This window comes from Pseudobutyrivibrio sp. C4 (assembly GCF_900111635.1).
Lineage (GTDB): Bacteria > Bacillota > Clostridia > Lachnospirales > Lachnospiraceae > Pseudobutyrivibrio > Pseudobutyrivibrio ruminis.
Genome location: NZ_FOHF01000008.1, coordinates 110,382 through 122,438 on the forward strand (window position 1 = coordinate 110,382; position 12,057 = coordinate 122,438).

9 protein-coding genes are annotated in these 12,057 nt (G+C 36.3%); 8 read left to right on the forward strand and 1 reads right to left on the reverse strand.

The features are described 5' to 3' along the window. Positions 1-4 precede the first annotated feature (4 nt). The 6 genes from BMY66_RS11980 (at position 5) to BMY66_RS12005 (ending at position 7,930) form a co-directional block, all read left to right on the forward strand. Entirely contained in the window at positions 5-1,591 is a 1,587-nt protein-coding gene (locus BMY66_RS11980; protein WP_090395333.1) for a sensor histidine kinase, read from the forward strand. After that, positions 1,591-3,174 (forward strand): response regulator transcription factor, encoded by a 1,584-nt coding sequence (locus BMY66_RS11985; protein WP_090395334.1) that lies wholly within the window; start codon positions 1,591-1,593, stop codon positions 3,172-3,174. Before BMY66_RS11980 ends, BMY66_RS11985 begins: the two co-directional genes overlap by 1 nt. Positions 3,175-3,305: 131 nt before the next feature. Further along, complete coding sequence (locus BMY66_RS11990) at positions 3,306-4,976, forward strand: extracellular solute-binding protein (protein ID WP_090395335.1); 1,671 nt, start codon at positions 3,306-3,308, stop codon at positions 4,974-4,976. Then, complete coding sequence (locus BMY66_RS11995) at positions 4,969-5,886, forward strand: ABC transporter permease (RefSeq protein WP_090395336.1); 918 nt, start codon at positions 4,969-4,971, stop codon at positions 5,884-5,886. Before BMY66_RS11990 ends, BMY66_RS11995 begins: the two co-directional genes overlap by 8 nt. Before the next feature lie 12 nt (positions 5,887-5,898). Next, positions 5,899-6,795, forward strand: a complete 897-nt coding sequence (locus tag BMY66_RS12000; RefSeq protein WP_090395337.1) for a carbohydrate ABC transporter permease — start codon at positions 5,899-5,901, stop codon at positions 6,793-6,795. A 7-nt stretch (positions 6,796-6,802) separates the two neighbouring features. Beyond that, positions 6,803-7,930 (forward strand): glycosyl hydrolase family 8, encoded by a 1,128-nt coding sequence (locus BMY66_RS12005; RefSeq protein ID WP_090395338.1) that lies wholly within the window; start codon positions 6,803-6,805, stop codon positions 7,928-7,930. A gap of 17 nt (positions 7,931-7,947) precedes the next feature. Here the strand turns inward: BMY66_RS12005 and BMY66_RS12010 are convergent, their stop codons facing one another. After that, complete coding sequence (locus tag BMY66_RS12010; protein WP_090395339.1) at positions 7,948-9,174, reverse strand: helix-turn-helix transcriptional regulator; 1,227 nt, start codon at positions 9,172-9,174, stop codon at positions 7,948-7,950. 113 nt (positions 9,175-9,287) lie between these two features. On the opposite strand from BMY66_RS12010, the gene BMY66_RS12015 reads away from it, so the two are divergent. Together BMY66_RS12015 and BMY66_RS12020 are read left to right on the forward strand one after the other, a co-directional pair. Continuing rightward, positions 9,288-10,580, forward strand: a complete 1,293-nt coding sequence (locus tag BMY66_RS12015) for a glycoside hydrolase family 1 protein (protein ID WP_090395340.1) — start codon at positions 9,288-9,290, stop codon at positions 10,578-10,580. Positions 10,581-10,591: 11 nt separating this feature from the next. Further along, entirely contained in the window at positions 10,592-12,052 is a 1,461-nt protein-coding gene (locus BMY66_RS12020; RefSeq protein ID WP_090395341.1) for an MFS transporter, read from the forward strand. Positions 12,053-12,057 lie beyond the last annotated feature (5 nt).

Below are 12,057 nucleotides of genomic sequence, written 5' to 3' on the forward strand. Positions count from 1 at the left end.
ATATATGAAAAGGTTTTTTAGTAAGCTTGAAATAAAAAGGAAGATGGCCCTTTTGTATATCCTTTGTGTAGTGCTTCCAATTATTATTTCAGATGGTTTTGTTTTCAAGTCCATTTATAATTCAGAAAAATCTTCCATTCTTCATCAGATGGAAAATGAAGCAAATGCCATCAATTACACTTTCTTTAATCAGGTAGACGAGGCTGCGAAGCTGGGAAATGCTTTATACAGCAGCCTCTACGTACATAGGTTTTTACATAAGGAATACTCATCAAATCTTGAGTATTACAACGCCTACCAGACATTCTTTGATGATACACTTTTAAAGCTTGTAACAGGTCAGTCTGGTATGGAATATTGCATATATTTGGATAACAATACCATAACAAATGGAGCTGAATTTCAGAAGATTACCAAGGCTATTGGAACAGACTGGTATGACTACATTTTGACATCTCATTTGAACAAGGGGCTTTATTTTGGAATGACAAAAAAGCCAACAGGAGCCATTCAAAGAACAATTTATTATTTTCAGCGATTAAACTATTACAAATATAATTCGCCTAATATATTGCTGATAAAGATAGATTATTCAAAATGTGTTGATGACATAGAGAACCTGAATTATCCATATAAAGCATATATATGTGATGATACAAGAGTGTTAATGTCTAATGGCAAGTACAGTAATGTAAGCAAGGAATATGCTAACAAGGAGCTGTTGGAAAATATTGCATATTCTCAGGAGTGTGAAGTTTATGGACAAAAACTGGAAATCAAAATAAAAGATACTAATTACAGTTTTATTGATTTGTTCAGAAAACGATGGTATCAGCTATTGTTTTTAATTGTAATAAATATTGCTTTGCCGGTGTTTGTTAGCAGTTTAATGCATACCAATTTGAAAAACAGACTGCGAGAGCAGGAAGCTGTGGTGGCCAGAAAGAATGCAGAGTTAATAGCACTTCATAGCCAGATAAACCCACACTTTTTGTTTAACGCGCTAGAGAGTATTCGAATGCATTCTCTTCTAAAAAAGGAAGAGGAAACAGCTAAAATGGTGGAGCATCTAGCAAAGCTACAACGCCAATATACAGAATGGAACGATGACATAATAGCAATTGAAAACGAGTTAAATTTTGTAGAGGCATATTTACAACTTCAAAAATACAGATTTGGAGATAGGCTTTCTTTTGAAATAGATATTGAGGATGAATGCAGAAAACTGTTGATACCAAAGCTGACCCTTGTAACATTTGTGGAAAATGCAGTTGTTCACGGTATTGAAAGTAAAACTACACCAGGATGGATTTTTGTTCGTATATACGTTAAAGGCGAAAATGTAATTATAGAAATAGAGGATACAGGAAGTGGTATTCCAGAAAATATAGCAAATGAACTGCTGGAAAATATGCGTAATGCCGATATTTCTATGCTAAAGGAGAAAGGTAGAGTTGGAATTGTAAATGCATGCGTTAGATTAAAGATGATATCAGAAGATGATGTTATGTTTGATATGGAGTCAGAAATAGGTACGGGAACTCTATTCCAAATTACAATTCCAATGACGTATTTAAAGGGGATGATTTAATGTTAAAAGTTTTGTTAGTGGACGATGAGCCGTTCATATTACAAGGTCTAAAGGTATTAGTTGATTGGGAAGCTGAAGGCTATGAAATCTACACTGCTGTAAACGGAAAAGAGGCTCTTGATTTCATAAAGAAGCAGCCAGTCGATCTTGTTATTGCTGACATTAAAATGCCACTAATGGATGGAATCGAACTTTTAAAGGAAGTTCGAAAGCTAAATGATGAAATATATTATGTGATTCTTAGCGGATATGCGGAGTTTGGATACGCCCAGGAAGCATTAAAGCATGGATGTGTAGAGTATATTTTAAAGCCTGTGGAAAGGGAGCAATTACTTACTATTCTTAGAAAAATTGCCAATTTGAACAAGGAAAGAATCATTGAGATTCAGGATAAGGCAAAGAAGGATAAGGCTTATTTTGATAGAAATATTATGTCCCTTCTTAGAGGGAAATACGATAAAACAAATATTGAATGCATATCAGATAAAATCAATGTGGATGAGGATATGTGTTATGTAGAGGTGCAGTTGGATGTTGCTACCTTATCCGAGGATTATTCTGATGAAGAAAAGAAGGAACAACTCAACAAACTATATTTGGCAGCTGATGAATTCCTGAAAAATGATTTTGCTTTATGTATTATGGATGTTTCTGACAGTGAGAAAACCTATGATATAGGCTTCATCTATACAGACTCAATGGGGCAAAAGCTACAGCTTACCACTGAGGAATATTTGAAACGATTCTATGATTATCTTATCGTAAATACGAATCTTGAAATAACAATGCTTGTGGGAAAAGGTGTATCTGGCATAAAAAATATATCTAAATCATATGGAACAGCCAATATGCTTCGTTCTCTCCAGGGATTTAGAGAAAAGAAAAATATTTATTATTACGAAGATGAATACAAAGTCACTGATACAGGAATACTTATTTGTAAGAAACAGCTAGACAACCTTATAGAGGCAATCGAAGGTGGGGAGCATGTCGAAATAAGAAAAAGAGTAGATGAGTTTTATCAGGAAATGAAAAATACTGGTGTCACTGAATCCACTATGAATCTAAATATCAATTACTTATTATTTCAGCTTATACATTTGGCCAGTGAGCTTGATAATGAAGTCAATCAGGAAGAAATTCTTAGAATGATTTTGGAAAGCACATCGGAAGAAGGGATTAGACGAGGTGGCCGGACTCATCTTTGCAAAATGGCCTACGCCTATGGTGATTACATAACTCAGCTTCGTAAAAACGTATCCAAGGGTGTGCTTGGTCAGATAGAAGATGAAATCAAAAGAAATTATGCCAGCAATTTAACCCTTAGAGAACTTAGTGAAAAATATTATATTAATTCAGCGTATCTAGGTCAGGTCTTTAGGAAAAAATATGGCTGTTCATTTAAGGATTATCTTAATGAGCAGCGCCTGAATGAGGCTGCAAAGCTACTTCGCAAAAGCGATATGAAAATATATGAAGTTGCTGAAATGGTAGGCTACAAGGATGTTGACTACTTTGTAAATAAGTTTATTGAGGCAAAGGGTTGTACCCCTACAAAGTATAAAAAGAATATGGCCGTCTAAAATTTGAGGGGGAGAAATGTAAAGTTTCTCCCCCTTTTATCTATAGTTTCTCGGATGTTTTCAATTGTGATTTTTCCTAAAATAATACCATAAAAGAGGGAGAAAGGTTCCCGAATAAAAGGAGGGTTTATATGAAAAAAAGAGTAGTAAGTGCATTATTAATTACTACAATGCTTACCTCTATGTTGGCTGGATGCGGTAAGACAGCAGGACATGGCGGAGCAGTTAACGAAGATGGAATCAAAGAATTCACGGCATTCTTTGCAGTTCCAGGTACAGAAATTAATGATGACAATGAAATTCAGCAGATTATCGCTGAAAAGACAGGTTGCAAGGTAAAAGAGACTTGGCTTACAGGACAGACAGCTGAGGAGGCTGTAGGAACATTTATTGCTGGTGGCGAGTATCCAGATTTTATTGATGGTGGTAATGGTTCTGTTCAGTTATATGAAGCTGGAGCATTAGTTGCACTTGATGATTATATTGACAACTATCCAAATATTAAGGAATTCTTCACAGATCAGGAGTGGGATGCTATTCGACAGGATGATGGACATATTTACTGGATTCCACAGTTCACAAACATCTATGGAGAAGAAAGAGAATGTACACAAAACGGTGAGGCTTTTTGGATTCAGACAAGAGTGCTTGAGTGGGCAGGATATCCAGAAGTTCGCACAATGGATCAGTACTTCGATTTAATTGAAGCATACAACGAAGCTAATCCAACAATGGAAGATGGTACAGAGAATATTCCTTACACAATCCTTTGCGATGACTGGAGATACTTCTGTTTGGAAAATGCACCACAGTTCCTTGATGGTTATCCAAATGATGGTTCTGTAATCGTAGACCCAGAAACACAAAAGATTATCGATTACAATACAACTGATACAGCTGTTGCATATTTCAAGAAGTTAAATGAAGAGTACAAGAAGGGAATCGTAGACCAGGAGTCATTCACACAGACATATGATGAGTACATCGCAAAGCTTTCTACAGGTCGTGTTCTTGGTATGATTGACCAGTGGTGGGATTTTGCATACAACGCAGAAGATGCTATTAAGTCAGCAGGACTTGATGCACAAGGATGTCAATACGTTCCTCTACCAATAACTATTGATGAAAGCATTACAAATCAGTGGCACAATTCAGGCGGAGAATTGAACGTTTCTTCAGGTCTTGCAATTACAACTAGCTGCGAAGATGTTGAAGGCGCACTTCAGTTTGTAAATGATCTTCTGGGACAAGAAGTACATGACCTTAGATTCTGGGGTGTAGAAGGTGTTGATTACGTTGTAGGTGATGATGGTATGTTCTCTCGTACACAGGAAATGAGAAACAATGCGTCAGATACAGCATACAAGGCATCACATTTATGCTCATATTCATATTTCCCACAGTGGGTAGGCACTAGCCGTGATGGAAAGAATGCTATGAGACCTGATGGTCAGGAAGATGAGTTCTATGATGGACTTTCAGATTCTGTAAAAAATTGTTTTGCAGCATATGGTGTGAAGACATATGTTGAAATGCTTGGTACATCTCCAGCACCAGGACCATGGTATCCAATGTACACATTCTCAAATTCAATGACAACATCAACACCAGGTGGTACAGCTTGGACACTTATGGGTGAGACAAAACACCAGTATCTTCCAAAGGTTGTAATGGCTGACGATTTCGACAGTGCTTGGGAAGAATATATGAAAGCATACAATGAATGTCATCCAGAGGATTTCCTCTCTGAGATGCAGACAGAGCTTGATAGAAGAATAGAAGAGGCTGCTAAGTATGAATAAAAAATCAATTAGCCTAACACAATTAAAACATCAAAAGGTACTTTTGATATGGGCTGCAGTAATAGTTGTATATGGAGTTGTATTCTATTATCTACCTCTTGCAGGATGGGTAATGGCATTTCAGGATTACAAACCAGTAACTGGACTATTGCATTCCAAGTTTATAGGCTTTGATAAATTTATTCGCTTGTTCTCTGATGTCACATTTTTGAGAGTAATTAGAAATACCCTTGCAATGGGTGTTATCAACTTGGCTGTAACATTTTTCATGGCAATCTTATTTGCAATCTTGCTAAATGAGATTGCCTGCCAAGGTGGCAAAAAGGTTGTTCAAACAATTTCTTACCTTCCACATTTCCTTTCTTGGATTATTGTTACAGGAATTCTTCATGATGCACTTTCAGGAACAGGAATTATTAATCAGTTGCTTTTAAGCTTTAATTTAGTGGAACAGCCAATCAACTTTTTTGCCCACGAAAAATATTTCTGGCCTATCGTTGCATTTGCAAATGTATGGAAGGAAACAGGATGGAACGCCATTATCTATTTGGCAGCAATCACAGCTATTGATCCTTCTTTATATGAAGCTGCATCAATCGATGGAGCTGGAAGATGGGCGAAAATAAAGCATGTTACTTTACCAGGAATTAAACCTACAATCATGATTTTACTTCTGATGAATATCGGAAATGTATTGAATGCAGGCTTTGAAATTCAGTACTTACTTGGAAATGGTCTTGTTGTAAATGTATCTCAGACAATCGATATCTACGTATTGAAATGGGGCATCAGCCAAGGTGATTATGCAATTGGTACTGCAGCAGGTATTTTCAAGAGTGTAGTAAGTATAGTGTTGATTGTAATTTGTAACCGAATTGCAAAACGACATGGCGAAGAAAGATTATTCTAAGGGGGCTAGGCAATGAATAAGAAAAAGAGAAAGAAGATTTCTGGTGCCGATTTGGCCTTTAGAATATTCAATACAATTTTCATGATTGCTTTCGTAGTAATAACTCTTTATCCAGTATTGAATACGTTAGCAATTTCTTTGAACGACGGTACTGATGCATTAAGAGGTGGAATTTATTTATGGCCACGTGTATTTACTTGGAAGAATTACACCACAGTACTTCAGAAGGATAATCTGATTACAGGTGCATTTATCACTGTTGCAAGAACAATTATTGGAACACTTTTAGCTTTAGTATCAAATGCGATTTTAGCATTTATCGTAAGTAGAAAAGATTTTATATTTGCCAAACAAGTATCCTTATTTTGGGTAATAACAATGTATGTTAATGGCGGACTTATTCCAACCTTTCTCCTATACAAGTCACTTGGCTTGACTAACAGTTTTGCAGTCTATGTAATACCGGGAATGATTTCTGCTTTTAACATGCTTGTTATTAGAACCTACATGAAGGGTATTCCAGATAGTTTGGAAGAGTCAGCACAGTTGGACGGAGCAGGCTATACAACAATTTTCCTAAAGATAATATCACCTCTGTGCAAGCCTGTGTACGCAACTGTCGCTCTTTTCGTAGCTGTTGGTCAGTGGAACTCTTGGTTCGATGCAATGCTCTATAACAGAATGAGTGATGACTTAACAACATTGCAGTACGAATTGATGAAACTCCTTTCCTCTGTAACCAACCAAAGCTCGTCTGCTGAGTCTATGAAGAATTCTAACGGCTCCGTAACTCCAACATCCGTTAGAGCAGCAGCGACAATTATCACAATGCTTCCTATCATTTGTATTTATCCATTCCTTCAGAAATACTTCGTAACAGGACTAACACTTGGAGGCGTAAAGGAATAAAGGCATTATGAGAAATGTATTTTTAGAAATAGGAAAAACAGGTGAAGAAATAAATGCCAGAGTAGAAGAGACATTTAATGAGATTTTCTATGGCAATGACAAATTCTTTTACACAACTGATGATCAGACTATGGGGTATCTAGTTGATACAGGAAACAATGACACCAGAACTGAAGGCATTTCATATGGCATGATGATTTGTGTTCAGATGGATAAGAAGAAGGAGTTTGATCAACTTTGGAACTGGGCCATGACAAACATGCATTTAAGTCAGGGAGAAAACAAAGGATATTTTGCCTGGTCCATTGGGACAGGTGGCGAGAAGTATTCTGATGGCCCAGCTCCAGATGGTGAAGAATTTTTCGCTATGGCCCTTATTTTTGCGAGCCATAGATGGGGAGATGGGATTGGAATATATGACTATAGCCACATGGCTAAGGAACTTCTGAAAACCTGTATTCATCACGAAGAGCTTTACGGTGGTCACAACATGTGGAGTGATGAAGGCTTAATCAAGTTTGTGCCAGGCTTGGAGTTTACAGATCCATCATATCATCTGCCTCATTTTTATGAGTTGTTTGCAGAAAACTGCTATCCAGAGGATAAGGCGTTTTGGAAGAAGGCGGCTCAGGCTAGCAGGGATTTCCTTAAGATAGCCTGTCATCCATCAACTGGACTTTCTCCAGAGTATAGCTTTTACGATGGAACACCATATCCTGATGATGGTAATTTTGGTGGTAGACATGATTGGTTTTACAGTGATGCCTACAGAACTATTGCAAATATCGGCTTGAATTACGAATGGACAAAAGATGATTCGGTAGACAAAGACTTTTTACAGTGGAGTAGAAATACAGCAAACAATCTACAAAACTTCTTCTACACACTGCCAGAAGACAACAACCGTGGAATATATGCAATAGACGGAACACCTATTGAAGGCAAAGCACTTCATCCAGTGGGACTCACTGCCACCATTGCTCAGGCAAGCTTAGCTTCTGACAATCAGTGGAGCCTCAAAGCAGTAGAAGAATTTTGGAACACTCCTCTTAGGACCGGAGATAGAAGATACTATGACAATTGTCTTTACATGTTTGCTATGCTGGCGCTAAGTGGAAATTATAAAAAGTGGTAAAAAAGACCCAGCTTACACTAGGCGTGAGCTGGGTTATCTAGATTTTTATTATTCCTGTACTCCAATGGGGTACAGGAATATTTTTCTTTAAATAATTTCGTGTAATAGCTTTGATTCGAGAAGCTAAAAAAATCCGATATTTCTTCTATTGTTGCATTTGAATAAAGCAGTAATTGGGTACTTCTCTGTAGTTTTATACTATTGATGTAATCAGGAATAGATACACCGACCTCTTTTCGAAAGCATTTCGAAAGCCAACGTTCGGAAACATTACAAATTCCAGCAAGTATCGATAAGGTTAGTTTTTTTTGTACATGAGAATTGATGTAGGACACACAATTTGAAATCATAGGGGAGTAACCTTTTTCTGTTGTGGCTTGCTTATTTACAACTTCTGAGATTGCGGCTATAAGTTCTACATAATAAGGTCTCACATCAAAATAAGTTGGCGCTGAGTCAACTCTCTGACATATTATTTCAGCAATCACATTTACAGCATCTTCTCCAACACCACTACGGATTGCTTCCTGACAAATCTTGTTGGCGACTACCATAAAAACATATTTTGTTTGGCGATCGTGATCCAAGGACATTTTCGTAAAGGAATACTGATTTGGTTCTGAAAACTTTTTAAATAAGTCTTCCATGACTGGAATTCCATCCATGGCAAAGTAAGAGTATAAGTCGTTATTAATGGATTCAGGGCTACTGTAATTCTTATCCTCGGTATCAAGATTATTAACTTCTAGAAGAGATTGGAGATTTTGTAAAGGCTCTTTTGATGCAATTATTTCATCAACTAAAATATTAGATTTGTCCAGCTCTTTGGCGGTGTTTATAAAGTAAGCTAAACAAAGTGCATTTTTTAATTCTTCTATGGAAATAAGCTTGCTTTGTTTTATGTTTAGCTTAATTGCTTCCTTGTCCTTACTATATGGCTTTCCAAAGAAAAAGTGATTTATAAATTCATCACTATGCTCTTGAGGCAAACAGGGACCAAGAATTAAAAAACTATAATCGGATAGCTTTGAAATGGCAATAAAAATAGATGGTTCTTCAATGATAATTAGTGGGGTATTTATATCGTGTCCTTCATTATTAAATCTTGAGACTGCATATTTCATCAAACTAGGCATAGGTATGTCTGGAATGAAATAAGAGATTTCGGTGTGAGTATTGTATATGCAAAATGGAATATTGATGGTAGATTGCAATGATTCTAATAACTGTAATCTGTGGGACATTTGTATTCTTCCTGTTCAGTGTACTAATTTAATAAAATATGTACAATTTTATTATTTGTATATCCCGCTGTCAAATATAATTAACCCATAATACAAAAGGGGGACAGGTATTTATGTTATTTAACAAAGATTTTATGTTAGGTGCAGCAACAGCGGCTCATCAGGTAGAAGGAAACAATGTAGGTAGCGATTATTGGATTATGGAGAATCTTGAACATTCTGTTTTTGTAGAAAAATCAGGATCAGCAGTAGATCATTACAACAGATATGAAGAAGATATCGATTTGTTAAAGAAAGCAGGGCTTAATGCATATCGTTTTTCCATCGAATGGGCAAGGATTGAGCCTGTAGAAGGTCAGTGGAATGAAAAGGAAATGGAGCACTATATTAAGGTGATTGACTACTGTCTTGCAAACGGAATTGAACCGGTAGTTACCTATCATCATTTCTCGTCACCAGCATGGCTAATAACTAAGGGGGGCTGGGAATCGCCAGATGTGGTTAGATATTTTGAAAGATATGCCAAATATGTAACAGAACATGTTGCAGGTAAAGTTAAATATGTATGCACAATTAACGAAGCAAATATGCGTCTTCAGATGGCCTTTTTAATTAAGGATATTACGGAAAGAATGTCTAAGCAGTCAGAAATTCAAAATCAGGAAGGCTCAGTACAGGTTGGAGTAAATCTTTCTCAGAATCAATCACAGATGATGATGTCTATGATGGAAACAGCAAAAGCATTTAATATAGATGATCCTAGAAAGGTAGCAAATTTCGTTTCACAAGCTAGTGAAGAAGGAGATTTGCTTGTAATGAAAGCCCATAATGCTGCACGAAATGCAATTAAATCAGTTGATCCTAGTATACAGGTTGGATTGACCCTTTCTCTTCATGATATCCAATGTGTAGATGGTGGTGAAGAGAACGCAAAGAAAGCATGGGATGATGAATTTACACACTATCTTCCATATATTGAAAAGGACGATTTCCTTGGAGTTCAGTGTTATACAAGAAAGATATTTGACGAAAATGGTGCAAATTCTTCGTTTGAAACAGGAACTAAAACACAGATGGGATATGAGGATTATCCTGCAGGAATAGTAAATGTTGTTAGAAGATGTGCTGAAGAATTCAAAGGCACTATTATCGTTACTGAAAATGGAATAGCAACATCGGATGATGAAAGAAGATGTGAGTTTATAAAAGAAGCATTGACAGGACTTAATGATTGCATTACCGAGGGCATTAAATTAAAGGGCTATTTTGCATGGTCATTATTAGATAATTTTGAGTGGCAAAAGGGCTTTTCAATGACCTTTGGATTAATAGCAGTTGACAGAAATACAATGGAAAGAACACCAAAAAAGAGTCTTAAAGTTCTTGGCAGCTTTATGGAAAAGTAGTGAGGTTTATAATGACAGAAAATTTAACATCTAACGTAGAAAAAAAGGATATCTATAGAAAAGCAAAGAATTGGCAAATAGCACTTACCACAATAAATTCAGGTGGAGCAATGTGTTTTTATATGCTTTTAACCTATGCTAGTTATGTGGCAAATGTGGGATATGGTATAGCAACAGCGATTGTAGGAGTATTATTAACTGCCACAAGGATATTTGACGGGTTCATTAATCCATTTATAGCAATGTTAATAGATAAGACTATGACAAAATATGGAAAAATTCGTTTATTCTTGCTGGCAGGTTGGGGTTTAGAAAGTTTGGCAATCTTTATGCTCTATATATGGTGCTCAGGAAAAGGCCATGGAATTATTTTGTTTACAATGATGTATTTAGTTTACATTGTGGGATACACAATGAACAATGTTGCAGGTATGATAGCTGGACCTGTTATGACAAATGATCCAAATCAAAGACCAATCGTTGGTGTGTGGGGAACGGTATATAATTATTTCGCACCAATGATAATGACTGTATTTTTTACTGTTGTCTTACTTCCTAGATACAATAATGAATATACAGTAGAGATGCTTGCAGCATGTGCGACAGTGACAATTGTTATATCATTCGTATTTACGATACTTGCTTGTATTGGTATATCAGAGGCTGATAAGCCAGAAAACTTTGGAACAGATAGCCGGGGCGCAAGCGAAAAGGTAAAAGTAAAAGATATGATAAAGCTGTTGAAATCAAACAAGGCTTTGCAGATGTACATTGTAGCAGGAGCTACTGATAAGCTTGCACAGCAGACTGCTAGTCAATCTATTATTACCACAATGCTATTTGGTATTTTAATTGGAAATATGCAATTATCAACAATATTGAATGTAGTTGCGATGTTGCCATCTATTGCTTTTGCAATTTTTGGAGCAAGATATGCAGGTAAACATGGTAGTAAGGAAGCTCTTTATTTTTGGACAGGAATTTGTATGGCGTTTTCAATATTATTGGCAGCATTTATGTATATTGTTGATATGAGAAAAGTGACTGTTGAAATACTTCCAACTGCCGTATTTTTTGTAATTACATTATTAGTTAATGGCGCAAAGATGTGTGTAACAACAGCTACATCTTCTATGAGCGGGGATGTGATTGATTATGAAATGGCCCGTTCAGGAAAATATATGCCTGCAGTTGTTACAGGAACATATAACTTTTTTGATAGAATTCTTTCATCACTTGGAGCAGTTTTGGCAACTTCGCTAATAGCGTTAATCGGTTATACATCTACAATGCCACAGCCAACAGATACACCAAGTCTTGCAATTAAAAATATGACAATATTTATTTATATTGGATTACCACTTATTGGCTGGATTTGTAATCTATTTGCAATGAAGCTTTCTCCTATATCTAAAGAAGAAATGGTAAGGATTCAGGAAAAGATAGCAGAACAGAAAGCGAAAGTGAAATAAGAGTA

Excerpts from the sequence above, each read along its gene's own strand:
- BMY66_RS11980 (WP_090395333.1), top strand. The coding sequence starts at position 5 with ATGAAAAGGTTTTTTAGTAAGCTTGAAATAAAAAGGAAGATGGCCCTT.
- BMY66_RS12005 (WP_090395338.1), top strand. The coding sequence starts at position 6,803 with ATGAGAAATGTATTTTTAGAAATAGGAAAAACAGGTGAAGAAATAAAT.
- BMY66_RS12020 (WP_090395341.1), top strand. The coding sequence starts at position 10,592 with ATGACAGAAAATTTAACATCTAACGTAGAAAAAAAGGATATCTATAGA.
- BMY66_RS11985 (WP_090395334.1), top strand. The coding sequence starts at position 1,591 with ATGTTAAAAGTTTTGTTAGTGGACGATGAGCCGTTCATATTACAAGGT.
- BMY66_RS11990 (WP_090395335.1), top strand. The coding sequence starts at position 3,306 with ATGAAAAAAAGAGTAGTAAGTGCATTATTAATTACTACAATGCTTACC.
- BMY66_RS12015 (WP_090395340.1), top strand. The coding sequence starts at position 9,288 with ATGTTATTTAACAAAGATTTTATGTTAGGTGCAGCAACAGCGGCTCAT.
- BMY66_RS11995 (WP_090395336.1), top strand. The coding sequence starts at position 4,969 with ATGAATAAAAAATCAATTAGCCTAACACAATTAAAACATCAAAAGGTA.
- BMY66_RS12010 (WP_090395339.1), bottom strand. The coding sequence starts at position 9,174 with ATGTCCCACAGATTACAGTTATTAGAATCATTGCAATCTACCATCAAT.
- BMY66_RS12000 (WP_090395337.1), top strand. The coding sequence starts at position 5,899 with ATGAATAAGAAAAAGAGAAAGAAGATTTCTGGTGCCGATTTGGCCTTT.